At 63.2% G+C, this 15,587-nt stretch carries 14 protein-coding genes; 8 read left to right on the forward strand and 6 right to left on the reverse strand.

Annotated features, from left to right (window positions below):
* Positions 1–21: 21 nt before the first annotated feature.
* Entirely contained in the window at positions 22–1,260 is a 1,239-nt protein-coding gene (locus EN808_RS33920; RefSeq protein ID WP_127872018.1) for an extracellular solute-binding protein, read from the reverse strand.
* A gap of 216 nt (positions 1,261–1,476) precedes the next feature.
* On the opposite strand from EN808_RS33920, the gene EN808_RS33925 reads away from it, so the two are divergent.
* Both EN808_RS33925 and EN808_RS33930 read left to right on the forward strand, forming a co-directional pair.
* On the forward strand, positions 1,477–2,691 hold the full coding sequence (locus EN808_RS33925) for an ROK family transcriptional regulator (protein ID WP_135918143.1): 1,215 nt from the start codon (positions 1,477–1,479) through the stop codon (positions 2,689–2,691).
* A gap of 107 nt (positions 2,692–2,798) precedes the next feature.
* Entirely contained in the window at positions 2,799–4,409 is a 1,611-nt protein-coding gene (locus tag EN808_RS33930; protein WP_135918144.1) for an inorganic phosphate transporter, read from the forward strand.
* A gap of 149 nt (positions 4,410–4,558) precedes the next feature.
* Here EN808_RS33930 and EN808_RS33935 read toward each other — a convergent pair whose 3' ends face one another.
* The 3 genes from EN808_RS33935 to EN808_RS33945 form a co-directional block, all read right to left on the reverse strand.
* Positions 4,559–5,410, reverse strand: a complete 852-nt coding sequence (locus EN808_RS33935; RefSeq protein ID WP_135918145.1) for an MFS transporter — start codon at positions 5,408–5,410, stop codon at positions 4,559–4,561.
* A gap of 183 nt (positions 5,411–5,593) precedes the next feature.
* Positions 5,594–6,754, reverse strand: coding sequence for a patatin-like phospholipase family protein (locus EN808_RS33940; protein WP_127280248.1), 1,161 nt, complete (start codon positions 6,752–6,754; stop codon positions 5,594–5,596).
* Entirely contained in the window at positions 6,747–7,535 is a 789-nt protein-coding gene (locus EN808_RS33945; protein ID WP_135918146.1) for an acetoacetate decarboxylase, read from the reverse strand. Before EN808_RS33945 ends, EN808_RS33940 begins: the two co-directional genes overlap by 8 nt.
* A 227-nt stretch (positions 7,536–7,762) precedes the next feature.
* On the opposite strand from EN808_RS33945, the gene EN808_RS33950 reads away from it, so the two are divergent.
* Both EN808_RS33950 and EN808_RS33955 read left to right on the forward strand, forming a co-directional pair.
* Positions 7,763–8,551: a 3-hydroxybutyrate dehydrogenase gene (locus tag EN808_RS33950; RefSeq protein WP_127280246.1), complete on the forward strand. Its 789-nt coding sequence runs from the start codon at positions 7,763–7,765 to the stop codon at positions 8,549–8,551.
* A gap of 66 nt (positions 8,552–8,617) precedes the next feature.
* Complete coding sequence (locus tag EN808_RS33955; protein WP_135918147.1) at positions 8,618–9,397, forward strand: phosphodiesterase; 780 nt, start codon at positions 8,618–8,620, stop codon at positions 9,395–9,397.
* On the opposite strand, the gene EN808_RS33960 is transcribed toward EN808_RS33955, so the two are convergent.
* Together EN808_RS33960 and EN808_RS37420 are read right to left on the reverse strand one after the other, a co-directional pair.
* Positions 9,384–10,283 carry a hypothetical protein gene (locus EN808_RS33960; protein ID WP_135918148.1) on the reverse strand — a complete coding sequence of 300 codons (900 nt, stop codon included), beginning with the start codon at positions 10,281–10,283 and terminating at the stop codon, positions 9,384–9,386. The genes EN808_RS33955 and EN808_RS33960 overlap by 14 nt on opposite strands.
* A gap of 171 nt (positions 10,284–10,454) precedes the next feature.
* Positions 10,455–11,117 carry an acyl carrier protein gene (locus EN808_RS37420; RefSeq protein WP_281041863.1) on the reverse strand — a complete coding sequence of 221 codons (663 nt, stop codon included), beginning with the start codon at positions 11,115–11,117 and terminating at the stop codon, positions 10,455–10,457.
* Positions 11,118–11,418: 301 nt separating this feature from the next.
* Between EN808_RS37420 and EN808_RS33970 the strand changes: the two genes are divergently transcribed.
* The 4 genes from EN808_RS33970 to EN808_RS33985 all read left to right on the forward strand — a co-directional run.
* Positions 11,419–12,747: an NAD(P)H-dependent oxidoreductase gene (locus EN808_RS33970; protein ID WP_135918149.1), complete on the forward strand. Its 1,329-nt coding sequence runs from the start codon at positions 11,419–11,421 to the stop codon at positions 12,745–12,747.
* Between the two features lie 2 nt (positions 12,748–12,749).
* The gene (locus EN808_RS33975) at positions 12,750–13,778 is read left to right on the forward strand and encodes a thiamine pyrophosphate-dependent dehydrogenase E1 component subunit alpha (RefSeq protein WP_135918150.1); all 1,029 of its coding nucleotides are present in this window, start codon (positions 12,750–12,752) and stop codon (positions 13,776–13,778) included.
* On the forward strand, positions 13,778–14,776 hold the full coding sequence (locus tag EN808_RS33980; protein ID WP_127872165.1) for an alpha-ketoacid dehydrogenase subunit beta: 999 nt from the start codon (positions 13,778–13,780) through the stop codon (positions 14,774–14,776). The genes EN808_RS33975 and EN808_RS33980 overlap by 1 nt, the downstream gene beginning before the upstream one ends.
* Positions 14,777–14,779: 3 nt before the next feature.
* Positions 14,780–15,587, forward strand: an 808-nt coding sequence (locus EN808_RS33985; protein ID WP_135918151.1) for a biotin/lipoyl-containing protein, incomplete at its 3' end; no start/stop codon positions are given.

The following is a 15,587-nucleotide window of genomic DNA, read 5'->3' on the forward strand; positions in this document are numbered from 1 at the left end:
GTATTGAACGACTAGCTTGTCTCAAAGGCCGCTGTTCTGCGCGGCGGTCTTCAGGGCATCTTCCGGCGAAGATGTGCCGAGCAGCGATTCCTGGATGGCCTGCTGCAGCGCGGTCGACAGCTCCTGGTATTTCGGCGTGGTCGGACGCGGATACATGGCTGCCAGACCGAGCTTGGCGGCGGCGATCAGCTCCTCCTGGCCCTTGGTGACGGCCGGGTCGTCATAGGACGAGGCCCAGATCGGCAAAGAGAGCTTGGCGTATTGGTTCTGCGTGGCTTGCGAGGTCATGAAGGTGATGTACTTCCAGGCCTCGTCCGGGTGCTTGGAGACCGCGGTGACGCCGAGGCCCATCGAGCCGTTGACGGCCGACACTTCGCTTGTGCCGGCAACGCCCGGCGCCGGCACGACGCCGACCTTGCCGGCCACCTTCGAGTCCTTCGGGTCGTTGGCCATGTTGTACATGTAGGTCCAGTTCAGCGCGAAGGCGGCGTCGCCGTTTTCGAAGACCTTGCGAACGTCCTCTTCCAGGAATTCCTTGGAATTGGGATTGGTGAGACCCGACTTGTAGCTGTCGACCATGTATTTCAGCGCCAGCAGGCCGCCGCCATTCTGGAAGTCGGGCTTGCCGTCCTTGAGGAAGTCGCCGCCATAGGCGCTGACCAGCGTGGTGTAGTCGCAGATCGCGGCCTCGGCCTGCGACCAGCTCCACGCGATCGGCGTCTTCAGCAGGCCCTTGTCCTGGATCATCTTGGCCTGTGCGCCGAGTTCTTCCCAGGTCTTCGGCGGGGTCTTGATGCCGGCCTTTTCAAGGATGTCCTTGTTGTAGAACAGGTATTTGGTGTCGAGGATCCAGGGCATGCCATAGGACTTGCCGTCATACTGGACGGTGGTCCAGGCGCCCGGCAGCACGCCCTTCTTCATGTCGTCGGTGATCTTCGAAGACACATCGACCAGCACCTTGTTGGTGGCGTATTCGGCCGGCCAGATGACGTCGAACAGGACGACGTCATAACCGCCGCCCGACCCTTGAGCGAGCACGGTCTTGTCGTGCAGGCCCTCATAGGGGACGAATTCGAGATTGACCTTGACGTCCGGATTGGCCTTGGTGAAGGCATCCGTCATGGCGCGCACGTCGGCCTCGCTGTAGGCGGCCTGCGCCATGAACAGCGCGTTGAGCGTCGTTTCGGCGAATGCGTGGGGGACGAACAGTCCTCCGGCAAAGACGGCGCCGACCAGTGTCTTGGTGATTGTCTTAAGCATTTTCTTCTCCCATTCCGGCGTTGACGGGTCGGCGGTGCATGCGTTTGGCATCGTCTTCCCGGATCCATGTCGCGCGACCTGATCATCACCGGCTGCCCGTGGCGACAGGCTGGGAGCCTGACCATCTTGTTTTGCGGCGCCCGGCTTACATTAAGTCAACTCGCTTGACTTAATTAGTCGATCAATATTCTAATGGAGTCAAGAGGGGAAACGCCGATGGACGACATCAGCCCGATCCGCGCCAAAAGCGGCACCAACCAGGAGGGCACCAGCGCGCATAATCGCCGCGTCATGATCGAGGCGCTGCGTCTCAATGGCGCGCTGTCGCGGGCCGATCTGGCGCGGGCGACGCAGCTCACCAAGCAGGCGGTATCCAACATCGTCGAGGACCTGGAAAGCGATGGACTTGTCGTGGCGCTCGATGCGGTGCGCAAGGGCAGGGGCCAGCCGTCGACCCCCTACAGGCTGGTGCCCGAAGGCGCCTTCGCCATCGGCCTGCAGATCGACCGTTACCTGACGCGGGCGGTCGCGGTCGACCTGATGGGCAGTGTGCTGGCGCGCGCCGAGGCGAACCTGCCCTTTGATGAGCCGTCAAAGGGCGTCGAGGTGATCCTGGGCCTGATCGATGGCGTCCGGCGCGAGCTGGCCGGCATCTCCTCGCAGTCGGAGAAACGCCTCGTCGGTCTCGGCGTCGCCATGCCCGGCCCGTTCGGCCTGAAGAATTCGGATGACAAATGGATGATGCCGGCCTGGCAGAAGTTTCCGCTGCTGGACACGCTGGCCAAGGGCACGGGCCTGAATGTCGGCCTGCAGAACGACGCCGCGGCCTGCGCGACGGCGGAGCGCATCGTGGGTGCCGCGCATGGCGTCGACCACGCGGTGTGCCTCTATGTCGGCTATGGGATCGGCGCCGGACTGATCCTCAACGGCGAGTTGTACAGCGGCGGCCATGGCAACGCCGGCGAAATCGGCATGGCCTTGCTGTCGCCGGCCGGTCCGGGCTCGACACCGCTCGAACATCGCGCGTCGCTGGCCTCGCTTTACCAGCATCTTGGTCTCGATCCCGCTGACGAGGACCTCTACGGAAAGATCGGCGCGCTGGCCGCGTCGGGTGACGTGAAGATCATGCGCTGGATCGACGGGGCGGCGCACGACCTGCGCTGGAGCGTGCATCTGATCGAAACCATCTTCGACCCACAGACAGTGATCCTGACCAGCGGCGCGCCGGAAGCGCTGGCGCGCCGGCTTGTCGAGGCGATGCATCCGCTGCTGCCGTCGATCGCCGACCGGCCAGGCCGGACCTTGCCGCGGCTGCAACTCGGCACCACCGACCCCTGGTCGATCGCGCTGGGCGCGGCGGCGGCGCCGATCAGCCGTGCCTTCGATCCGCTGTTCTCGGCGATCCTGAAGACACGCTCCGGGCCCGCTTGAAAGGGACCGTGCGTCGAAGGCAGAGCCTCGCCCCACGTCACACAGGGTTCATCGTCCGGACATAGCGTCTTTTCCAGTTCTTTGCTGCAATGCAATAGGAGTGGGACATGGTGGACATAGTTTCTAGTGAGGCGGGCATTCCGAGACCAGATCATCCGCTGGATAGTTCTGGCGGCGCGAAGTGGTTCCTGCCGGCCTTCGGGGTGCTGGTGCTGGTCGGCGTGGTCTATGTTGGCTACGCGCTGAGCCAGGACCTGGCGGTGGCCAAGACGGTGCCGTGGATCCTGCTCGGCATCGCCTTGCTGATCGCGCTCGGCTTCGAATTCGTCAACGGTTTCCATGACACCGCCAATGCGGTTGCGACCGTCATCTACACGCGCTCGCTGCCGGCGGAATTCGCCGTCATCTGGTCCGGCGCCTTCAATTTTCTCGGCGTTCTCACCTCCAGCGGCGCGGTTGCCTTCGGCATCCTGTCGCTGCTGCCGGTCGAGCTGATCCTGCAGGTCGGCTCCTCCTCCGGCTTCGCCATGGTGTTCGCATTGCTGGTGGCCGCGATCCTGTGGAACCTCGGCACCTGGTTCCTCGGCCTGCCGGCGTCCAGCTCGCACACGATGGTCGGCTCGATCATCGGCGTCGGCCTCGCCAACCAGTTCATGGCACCCGCCGGCAGCGCCACCAGCGGCGTCGACTGGTCGCAGGCAACCAATGTTGGCGTGACCTTGCTGGTATCACCGATCATCGGCTTCTTCGCCGCCGCCATCCTGCTCTATGCGATGAAGCTTCTCGTCCGCAATCCGGCGCTCTATGAGGCGCCGAAGGGCAATGCCCCGCCGCCCTGGTGGATCCGGGCGCTGCTGATCTTCACCTGCACCGGCGTCAGCTTCGCGCATGGCTCCAATGACGGCCAGAAGGGCATGGGCCTGATCATGCGGATCCTGATCGGCGTCGTGCCGACGGCCTATGCGCTGAACCGTACGCCTGACATCAACTATCTCGAAGCCTACAAGTCGGCTTCGGTTAACGTGGAGACCGCGCTGGGCAAATATGTGAAGCCCGGTGTCACCGTCGCCGATGCGAAGGACGCCAAGGCAGCGGTGCAGGATGCCGTGCGCACCCGGACCTGGAGCGACAAGACGACGGTTGCGTTGCAGACCTACATCCACAGCACAACGGCCGAGCTGCAGCCTTACGCTTCGGTCGACAATGTGCCGACCGATCTGGTCAGCAACGCCCGCAACGACATCTATCTGATCGGCGAGGCGCTGAAACTGATCGACAAGAAGCAGTTGCTGCCGATGGAGGCCGCCGATCTCAAGGCGGTCACCGACTATCACAAGGCCGTCGACAACGCGACGAAGTTCATCCCGATCTGGGTGAAGGTCGCGGTCGCCTTGGCGCTCGGCCTGGGCACGATGGTCGGCTGGAAACGCATTGTCGTCACGGTCGGCGAGAAGATCGGCAAGAGCCACCTGACCTATGGCCAGGGCGCTGCCGCGGAACTCGTCGCCATGGTCACCATCGGCATGGCCGACCGTCTGGGTCTGCCGGTGTCGACGACCCATGTGCTGTCATCGGGCGTCGCCGGCACGATGGCGGCGAACGGCTCGGGCCTGCAATGGTCGACGGTGCGCAATCTGCTGCTCGCCTGGGTGCTGACCCTGCCGTGCTCGATCGCGCTCGCCTTCGCGCTGTTCATCGTCTTCCGTCAGGTGTTCTGAGCGCCAGACCCTCAAAAGAACGGCGCCACCTGCGGCGCCGTTTCTCTTTGTCGGCCCATCCTGCGAAGAGTCAGAGCGTGCGCCTTCCCAAGCGAACGCGCCGCTTCGAACGGTTCAGCTTTCGATGGAATCGTTGGCCGGCTCCAGCCTCACTCCTGCCGCCGCGCAACTTCCGCCCGGCTACGGCGGCGCAGCTGGCGCAGCGACAACACATGCAGCAGGATTGAACTCGGCACCACGAAAGCAGGGGTTAGCACCCCCGGATAATCGCCAGCGCCGATGCTCAGCACATCCGGAACGATCAACTGCCACGGGCCGGGCGAGGTGATTATGCCCATGGTGATCGCGACAGCGAAATCGGCAAGGCCAAGGACGTTCCAGAGAGTTGCCGCCCTCCCGCCTCCGGCTGTGCCGGTCGCCACCGCGATCGCCGCCGGCAACGCGAGCAGTCCTGTCAGCATGTCTCCGATGCCTGCTGGCACTGCGAACACGCCGGGCAGCGCACCATGCAGCCACGCCGCGAGAGCCCAACTGCCGAATACGCGGTAGAGCTGAACCGCGACGAGCCAGCTCGCTGGCATCGCATCGAGCACCTGCCCGATCCGCCCAGAGAACAGCAACAGCGGCGCGCCGATGACCACCGGCAGGAAGATGGCCGATGGCAACGCCGGCAAAGCCGTGGCGTCCTGTTGGAAGACGCCATTGATCGCGGCGCTCCAAGCGACGGCGAACCACAGCGTGTCCGCGATCATGATCGCCAACCAGGTCGCGCGACGTTGACCGGGCGTCAGGCTCGTATGTTCGAGGCCGAGCCACAATCCCAGAGCGACGAGCCCGTGAGCCGCGAGCTGGTGGAACGTGGTCGGAACGCCGCTGTCCGGGATCGCCGGCCAACGATAGATCAAGAGTAGCCACAGCGCCGTGAGCGGCACAAACCACAGCAGGCCGCGCCAGGCGTCACGCGATGGAACGACAGCAGGGGAAACGGCTTCGGCGGCCATCGGCGGTACTCCATTGAGCCCAGCGCATTCTGCTGGCGCCCAGATGTAAGCCCGCTCTCCGCGAGCGGCTATCCGCGATAATGTTGATGGCCTATGAAGCAGAGCTTCACAGTTTACGGGCTTCCAGCCGAGCGACCGCTATGCATTTTCCCGAGATTGCTCAGCTTGTGGCGGGTGCAAGTATCAAGTCGGATCTTCGCGATGCAGGTCGTGGATGGTGACGCCATCGGCATTGGTCGGCAGCATCAGCCATTTCTTGTGACGCAGCGTGCGCTCGGTGTCCTCGAGGCCCATCTCCCAATGCTCGCGCATCGAGGTGCCTGAAAACTCATAGTCCTTGGCGTGACCCTCGTAGCCCTTGTGCTGGTAGATCAGGTGGACGATGTTGACGACGCCGGCGTTGGAATAGTCGGCGATCAGCTCCTTCTCGCCTTCCTTGAGCTGCTCCGGCGGCACGCGCTTCAGCGCATCGAGCAGCTTCATCTTCAGCGCATGGATGCGCTCGAAATTGTCGGTGTTCTGCCGCGTGCGGCTCGAATACATGATGTCCTTGTGGCGCGACAGCACGTCGGCCATGCCGCGCGGCAGCACGCCGCGAGCGCTGAACAGATCGACCTGGAACACCAGCGAGGAACGGTCCTCTTCCTGGTCGAGCAGATATTGCAGCGGCGTGTTGGAGACGATGCCGCCATCCCAGTAATATTCGCCCTCGATGCGGATCGAGGGGAAGGCCGGTGGCAGCGCGCCGCTGGCCATGATGTGCTCCGGCGCGATCCGCACCTTCTCGGTGTCGAAATAGACGAAGTTACCGGTCCTGACATTGACCGCGCCGACACTCAGCCGCTTCTTGCCGTCGTTCAGCACATCGAAATCGATCAGGCTCTCCAGCGTGTCCTTCAACTCGGCGGTGTCGTAGAAGCTGGTGGCGCCTTCTGCCCCCGACAGCTGGAACCAGGGATTGGGATTGCGCGGCTTGAAGAAACCGGGCTGGCCCATTGTCATCGTCATCAACGACGAGGTTTGGTTGCGGATGTCGCGGTAGATGTCGCCTTCGGGCGTGTAGGACCAGATCTTGCGGCCAGAAATCGTCTGCCAGAACTGTTCCAGCCGCTGCAACCGGCGGCTCGGTTCATTGCCGGCGATGATCGCGGCGTTGATGGCGCCGATCGAGACGCCGGATAGCCAGCTCGGTTCGCAGCCGGCATCGGCCAGCGCCTGATAGACCCCTGCCTGATAGGCGCCGAGCGCACCGCCGCCTTGGAAGACCAGCGCGATACGGTCATACTGCGCCGTGATTTCCTCGATGGTGGCGGCTGCTGCCTTGTTGCGGGTACGCTCAAGCACGGACTTTCTCCAGCTGGGTTGCGCTGGCAGCGGATCGGCTGTGGTCAGCGAGGTAATCATGTACGGCTTCGCCCAGGCCGAGCGTGAGGTCCGCCTTGAAGTGAACCGCCGACACGATGTCGATCACGGGCAGCTTCGCCACGTCGGCCATGACATGGGGCCGCAGATCGAGCGCGGCCGGCGCGGTCCAGGCTTCCTTCAGCGTGATGTCGGTAAGGTAGTAGCGGACCAGTTCGCAGATGCGCGGCGTGCCGTCGACATGCGGGATGATCTTGATCAGGAAATTGGGGGCGGCGAGCGAAGCGAGCACGGAATCGTGATCGGCTTCCCGATGTTTGTAGCCCATCGTGCCGGTGGCGCACAGAACGCTGCCATAGTGCAGCGTGCCGACGATCACCTCGCCTTCATGGACGATCTTGGGGTTGGCGAGCTTTTTCGGAAACCCCCACAGCTCACGGCCCCCGGCGATCGGCGCGTCGTCGTCGAGATACATGGAATGGACATAGCCGCCGTGCTGGCCCTTATGGCGTACGGGAATGACCTGACCGGTCTCGGTGTAGTCGCCGAAGCCGGTCGAGTCCGGCATGCGGATGAATTCGTATTTGACCAGCGGCTCATCGATCTCCAATGGCGCCGGCACGACGGCCTCAAGCGCCTCGCGTGTCGTGCGGTAGGTGATGATGATGTATTCGCGGTCGAAGAAACGATAAGGGCCGGGCGGGAAGGAGGGATTGGTGAGCGGCATCGCATAGGCGCGCTTCACGACATCGGCGATTTCCATCCAGGTGCCCCCAACGTTCGAAAATGACCCCGCGCGAATGCGCTGGGAAATATGTTGCATGGCAGCATGACAATGCCGTGTCATCGCCAAGACGCCCTTTCACGAAGCCGGCAAAGGCGGTCGCGGGGCTGTAATCGAGCCGACACATGGCCGTGGCATTGTCTTGTTGCGCCGCACAAACTATCTGCCTCAACACCACTCCCTCCCACCTCTTGCGAGATCTCCCCATGGGTTCCCTGTCTTCGAAGAATGCGCTTGTCACCGGCTCGACCAGCGGCATCGGCCTCGCGATCGCCCGCGCCTTTGCCGCCGAGGGTGCCAACGTCACCATCAATGGCCTTGGCGACGCCGCTGCCATCGAGCAGGAGCGAGTCGGCATCGAGAAGGATTTCGGCGTCAGGTGCCGCTATTCCGACGCCAACATGATGGATGGCGCCGCGGTCACCGCCATGATCCACGACGCGGAAGAGGCGTTCGGCAGCCTCGACATCCTGGTCAACAATGCCGGCATCCAGCATGTGGCGCCGATCGAGGAGTTCCCCGACGACAAGTGGGAAGCCATCATCCGCATCAACCTGCTTGCCGCCTTCTACGCCATCAAGGCGGTGGTGCCGGGCATGAAAAGCCGCAAATGGGGCCGCATCATCAACACGGCCTCGGCGCACGCACTGGTCGCCTCGCCGTTCAAGTCGGCCTATGTCTCGGCCAAGCATGGCATATCGGGCCTGACCAAGACGGTGGCCCTGGAAGTCGCCCAGAACGGCATCACCGTGAACGCGATCGCGCCCGGCTATGTCTGGACGCCGCTGGTCGAAAAGCAGATCCCCGATACGATGAAGGCGCGCGGCATGACCGAGGAGCAGGTCAAGCACGACGTGCTGCTGGCCGCACAGCCGACCAAGGAATTCGTCACCGTGGAAGAGCTTGCGGCACTGGCATTGTTCCTGTGTTCGGATGCGGCCAAGCAGATCACCGGCACGACCTTGCCGATGGACGGTGGCTGGACGGCACAGTAGAGCTGGTCGAAACATACCGGCTTCAGGCCGACGCCAGGCGGCGGCAGGAAGGCAGTGCGCGGGCCAATGAAAATCATCCAGCTCTCCGATCCGCATCTGATGGCGCCGGGTGGCCGTCTCCATGGCTCCGATCCGCTCGCCCGGCTGGAGGCTTGCCTGGCCGATATCGGCAGAAGTCATGCCGATGTCGATCTGGTGGTGGTATCAGGCGACCTGACCAATGATGGCGAGCGCGCCGCCTATGCGGCATTGAGGCAGACGCTGGCGGGGTTCGTGCCGCCTTGCCGGTTGATGCTCGGCAACCACGACGACAGGGCGCTTTTTCTCGAGATGTTCCCGGAAGCGCCGGCCGGACGCGGGTTCGTCCAGAGCGTCTTCGATGGCAGCGATGGCCGCCTGATCCTGCTCGACACGCTGGACGCCGGACATGTCGAGGGCAGGCTGTGCGCGGCCCGTCTCGACTGGCTCGACGAGAAGCTGCAGGAAGCGCGCGACCGGCCGGTTTTCCTCTTCATGCACCATCCGCCGTTCCGGATCCACATGCCGGTGCTTGACGAGGTCAGGCTCGCCGACGCCGATGCCTTGCATGACATTCTCCGGCGCCACGGCAATGTCGGCCACATCTTCGCCGGCCATGTCCATCGGCTGATCGCCGGCAGTTGGCGCGGCATACCAGTCAGCACACTGCGCAGCACCAACCACCAGAGCGCACTGGATTTTTCGGACAGCTGGCGGCTGGGCCATGAGCCGCCAGCCTATGCCGTCATCTTCATCGACGCGGATGGGGTGGTGGTGCATTTCCACGATTTTGGGGCCGGCCAGCCCGAGCCGGTCAAGGGTCCTTGACGAGGCGGCTTTCGCCGCCGCCGAGGTGGGTCTCCCACACATGGTCCGAGATCAGCCGCCGGTACTCCCGGGTCATGACCAGTTTTCTGTGCGAGGCGCCGCCGATGTGAAAAAAAGCGCCGCCCAGCATGCGATGGTCCGCCTCTATCCCACCAAAGTCGAGATCGGCTGCCGTCTTCTGCGCATCCGAAACATCGTTCTCAGCAAGCCCGCGATACAGCAGCGTCCAGTTTCCGCCGCCGGTGTCCATTCCGCTGACAAAACGCGGTGTGAAGTCCAGGTCCAGTCCTTGCACGGCGCTGAAGCGGAAGAAGCAGAACCCAGCCCACATGAACCAGGCTTCAGGGTCCGCTTGCGCTGGGCGCTTTGAGCCGTAGACGACTTTTCCCTCCATCATTGCGGGAATGTCCACGCGGGCGATCGGAAAGCAGTCGTGATCCAGAAATCCGAAAAGCTCCGGCCGCAATGGCCGAACGACGTTGTGGAAGATCCAGTTCATGGAAATCCCGTGCGACCGGTTGGGATGGCCTTCCCGATTCCGAGGCAAACCGAAATAAGTGACTTTTCGCTCCCGGCAGATGTCCGCAATACGCACCCTGGCTGATCGATCGGATGAATTGTCAACGACGACCAGCGTCATTCCCGAGGAATACAAATGCCAGGCGCGGGTGAGCGCATCGATGACCCAGGGCGTATTGAAGGCAATGACAAAGCAGAAGCGCTGGGAGCCGGTTTGCCGCAACTCCTCGGCGAATTTCAGGCCTTTGGGAATGCCGCGCGCGCGAAAATCACGCTCAATCAATGCGTTGCGAAAAGCCTTGACCTTTCTGACAGGCCAGTTGTGGTTCAGCAGATCAACAAGGCCCTTGGCCGGCTTCCAGCTCATGCAAACTTCGCCATTGCTCCAAAATCGGATGCCTGCTCATAAGACGAAGCCCATCTTCCCACAACCCTGGTCTTGAACCGCGAGAATTCGCGACCACCGGCTGGTCCGTACACGCATGCTGTATTTCAACCTGATCTGGTCGCGGCCGCTATCAATCGCGACATCGTAGCGCTAAAACGCCATCCGGGTTCTGCACGGGGTTGATATGTTTGTTGCGATCTTTCGCGCATTGCACGCCATTCCCTTCATTGCTGCAAGTATTGCGCCGTAAAGCAGATAGCCCAGGACCTGGTGGCGCATTGCCGAGTATGACAGGGCCATCGGCGTCAGGAATCGCTTGGCGGTTCCCTCCACCACCCCGCGGCGCGCCGCGATGCGCCTGGCGAGCGCCTCATGCGACTGCGTGTAGGCCTCTGGATCGCCCGTCGTGCCGGACGCGTATCTGTCTTTCAGACGCCTGCTGAAGCGATTGGCGAACAAGGCCGAGCCGGTGATGCCGTGGATCATCGCGATCGGCTCCTGGCCGACGCTGCCGGACACCGGCACGATCAGTTCGCGGGCCGGATGCTCCGGTACCAGCGACGCGATCAAGCGGCCGAATTCGCGCGGTGTCTGGGCTTCGAGCAGGACCGAGGTCTGCAATTTGACGCCGAACCGCTTCTGCACGGCAAGCACCAAAGTCTCCGCCATCAGCGAATCGCCGCCGAGATCGAAGAAATTGTCGTCGGAGCCGACTGCCGGTACGCCCAACTCCGTGGCGAAGATGCCGGCAATCGCATGGGCCGGGCCATCGCCTGGCACTGCCACAGGTCCAACCCGTTGTTGCACGTTCATCGGAAGCCCCTAACCGATGCATGTTCACTGCCAACGCTTTTACGCAGGGTAACGGCTCCTAACAAGTATCCTGTGCGCCATGGGACGGGACGCACGCGCGCCGCCATTGCGTGCAGTCTCGTCACGGCAATGTGGAATTACGCGGTTTGCCGGCTCTCCACCGGCTTTTTCTGCTGTGCTGCACGCATTGTGAAAGTGCTGCAAAAACACGCAGATTTTGGACATTAGTCTTGACAGAAATACAGATGTTCAATACCCGTCAGGCAATTGAACAAGCCTGCATTATGGGAGGATGAGCGGTATGGCTTCCAATGTTTCGTTGACGGGCCTTGCTCGCGATCTCGAGGAACGCGGCAAATCGGGCAAGCCGATCCGCATCGGCCTGATCGGGTCGGGCGAGATGGGAACCGACATCGTCACCCGTGTCGCCCACATGTCGGGCATCGAGATCGGCGCGATCTCCGAGCTGAACCTGCCTGCCGCCAGCAAGGCGGTGGACATTGCCTTCCAGGAAACCGGCCATGCGCGCGAAGTGTCGAACGCTTCGGCGATGACGGCTGCCATGGAAGCCGGCAAGGTGGCGGTCACCAATGACGCCAGCCTGGTCATCAACAATGATCTTATCGACGTCGTCATCGATGCCACCGGCGTTCCCGCCGTCGGCGCCGAGATCGGTTTGCGCGCCATGGAGCATGGCAAGCATCTGGTGATGATGAATGTCGAGGCCGACGTCACCATCGGCGCCTATCTGAGGAGCGAAGCCGACCGGCTCGGCGTCACCTATTCGCTGGGCGCCGGCGACGAGCCGTCCTCCTGCATGGAGCTGATCGAATTCGTCTCGGCGATGGGCCATCCGATCGTCGCCGCCGGCAAGGGCAAGAACAATCCGCTCAACATCGACGCCACGCCGCCCGCCTATGAGGAAGAGGCCAGGCGCCGGCACATGAACGTGCGCATGCTGGTCGAGTTCGTCGACGGCTCGAAGACCATGGTCGAGATGGCGGCGATCGCCAATGCCACCGGACTGGTGCCGGACAAGGCTGGCATGCATGGCCCTGCGGCGACGCTTGGCGAGTTGAACAAGGTCCTGGTGCCGCAGAAGGATGGCGGCGTGCTGTCCAGGGTCGGCGTCGTCGACTATTCGATCGGCAAGGGCGTCGCGCCGGGCGTCTTCGTCGTCGCCGACATGTCCCACCCGCGCATCTCGGAGCGCATGGAAGACCTGAAGATGGGCAAGGGCCCGTACTTCACCTTCCACCGCCCCTATCACCTGACCTCGCTCGAAGTGCCTCTGACCTGCGCCCGCGTCGTGCTCTACGGCAAGGCCGACATGGTGCCGCTGGACAAGCCGGTGGCCGAAGTGGCCGCGGTTGCCAAGAAGGACATGCAGCCAGGCGAGAAGCTCGATGCGATCGGCGAATATTGCTATCGCGCCTGGATCATGACAGCGCCGGAAGCGCATGCCGTCAGGGCCATTCCCTGCGGCCTGCTGCAGGGCGGTTCGGTGACGGCGCCGATCAAGAAGGGTGAGTTGATCACCTACGCCAATGCCACCCCGGCTCCGGGCTCGAAGATCGCCGAACTGCGCGCCCGCCAGGACAAGCTCGTCTACGGAACCGTGGAGGCGTGATCATGGCCGGAGCCAGCAAAGCCGTCGCGGACAGCCGCGCCAACCTGCCTTTCGTCTATCGCCAGTACAGCGCCGAGCAGTTGAAGCAGGTGCTCTACAAGATGTACCTCATCCGCCGCTTTGAAGAGGGCGCGGAGGAAAGCTACACGCGCGGCCTCATCCACGGCACCATGCATCTATCGATCGGCCAGGAGGCCAGCGCCATGGGCATCTGCATGCCGCTTGGCGAGGATGACCAGATCACCTCGACGCATCGAGGCCATGGCCATTGCATCGCCAAGGGCGCGGAAGTGAAGCGCATGTTCGCCGAGTTCTTCGGCAAGACCACGGGCTACTGCAAGGGCCGCGGCGGTTCGATGCACATCGCCGATGTCGCCAAGGGCAATCTCGGCGCCAACGGCATTGTCGGCGGCGGCATTCCGATCGCGGTTGGCGCCGCGCTGTCCTCCAAGATGATGAAGACCGGCAAGGTGGTCGTCTCCTTCTTCGGCGACGGCGCCAACAATGAGGGCGCCTTCCACGAGGCGCTCAATATGGCGGCGGTCTGGAAGCTGCCTGTCATTTTCGTCTGCGAGAACAATGGCTACGGCATGTCGACATCGACGGCCCGGTCCACTGCCGTCAAGAACATCGCCGACCGTGCCGCCGCCTATTCGATGCCCGGCGTCATCGTCAACGGCAATATCTTCTCCGAAGTCGCCGAGGCTTCGTACAAGGCGGTCGAGCGGGCACGCGCGGGCGAGGGGCCGACGCTGATCGAGTCCAAGACCTACCGCCATCGCGGTCACTCCAAGAGCGACCGCAACCGCTACCGCACCAAGGAAGAGATCGAGGACTGGATGTCGAACCGCGACCCGATCACGCTGTTCGAGAACGAGTTGCGGGAATTCGGTTTCATCGACGACAAGGGCATCGAAGCCATCCGCGACGCGGTGGCGCAAGAGATCGCCAACGGCATCGAGTTCGCCAAGGCGAGCCCCTCGCCCGACGTCAGCGAGACCGGAAATTACGTGTATACGGAGCAGGCGTGATGGACGCGATGGTGCGTGAACTGAGCTACGCCCAGGCGATCCAGGAAGCTATGGCGATCGCCATGGACATGGACGAGCGCGTCTTCCTGATGGGCGAGGATATCGGCGTCTATGGCGGCGCCTTCCAGGTCACTGGCGACCTGGTCGATCGTTACGGCGCGGACCGGGTGCTGGACACGCCAATCTCGGAACTGGGTGGTGCTGGCGTCGCAGTCGGCGCTGCCGTCACCGGCATGCGGCCGATCTTCGAATTCCAGTTTTCGGATTTCGCCACGCTCGCCATGGAGCAGATCGTCAACCAGGCCGCCAAGATGCGCTTCATGCTGGGCGGCGAGGTTTCAGTGCCTGTCGTCATGCGCTTCCCTGCCGGCTCCGGCACGGGGGCCGCCGCGCAGCACAGCCAGAGCCTGGAAGCCTGGCTCGGCCATGTGCCGGGACTGAAGGTCATCCAGCCGGCGACACCCTATGATGCCAAGGGCATGCTTCTGGCTGCTGTCGCCGATCCCGATCCGGTCATGATCTTCGAGCACAAGCTGCTCTACAAGATGAAGGGGCTGGTGCCGGAAGGCTATTACACCGTGCCGATCGGCAAGGCCGACATCCGCCGCGAGGGCCGCGACCTCACCATCGTCGCCACCTCGATCATGGTGCAGAAGGCGCTTGACGCCGCCGCCACGCTGGAGGCCGAAGGCATCGACGTCGAAGTCGTCGACCTCCGGACCATCCGGCCGATGGACAAGCAGACCGTCATCGACAGCGTCAAGAAGACGTCGCGGCTGATGTGCGTCTACGAAGCCGTCAAGACGCTGGGCATCGGCGCCGAGGTCAGCGCCATGATCGCCGAGAGCGAGGCGTTCGATTATCTCGATGCGCCGATCGTGCGACTGGGCGGCGCGGAAACGCCGATCCCCTACAATCCGGAGCTGGAAAAGGCCACGGTGCCGCAGGTTCCCGACATCATCATCGCCGCGCGCGACCTCGTGAAAGGGGTTCGCTGAGACATGCCGACCGAAGTCATTCTTCCCAAGGTCGACATGGACATGGCGACCGGACAGATTTCGCGCTGGTTCGCCGAGGAAGGCGCTCAGGTCAAGAAGGGCGACGTGCTGTTCGAGATCGAGACCGACAAGGCCGCGATGGAGATCGATGCGCCTGCCAGTGGCGTGCTTCGCGACGTGACCGGCAAGGAAGGCGTCGATATTCCGGTCGGCGCGCCGGTCGCCTGGATCTATGCCGACGGCGAGGCTTATGGGACCAAGCAGGACGCGGCGCCAGTCTCCCCCCTCGCGACGAAGCACGATGTCCTTTCAACTGCCGGGAGCGAGGCGCCCCCCTCCGCCCTGCCGGGCATCTCCCCCACAAGGGGGGAGATCGGCCAATCGCCGTCGGGCGCACGCGCGACACCGTTGGCTCGCCGCTTGGCGCGCGAGGCGGGTCTCATCCTTTCAGCCATATCAGGCACCGGCCCGCATGGCCGTGTGGTCAAGGCGGACATCGATGCGGCGATTGCCAAGGGCGGCGCCAGGGAGGCTCCGGCGGTCGCTCCCGAAGCTCCTGCCGCATCTGCTCCAGCTGTTAAGGCAATGTCGGACGATCAGGTGCTGAAGCTGTTCGAGCAAGGCTCTTACGAACTCGTCCCGCACGACAATATGCGCAAGACCATTGCGCGGCGCCTGGTCGAGGCCAAGACCACCATCCCGCATTTCTACCTGACGCTCGACTGCGAGCTCGACGCGCTGCTTTCGCTGCGCACGCAGCTCAATGCGGCGGCACCGGTGAAGAAGACCGACAAGGGTGAGGCGCCTGCCT

Source organism: Mesorhizobium sp. M8A.F.Ca.ET.165.01.1.1, from assembly GCF_004792065.1.
Classification (GTDB): Bacteria; Pseudomonadota; Alphaproteobacteria; order Rhizobiales; family Rhizobiaceae; genus Mesorhizobium.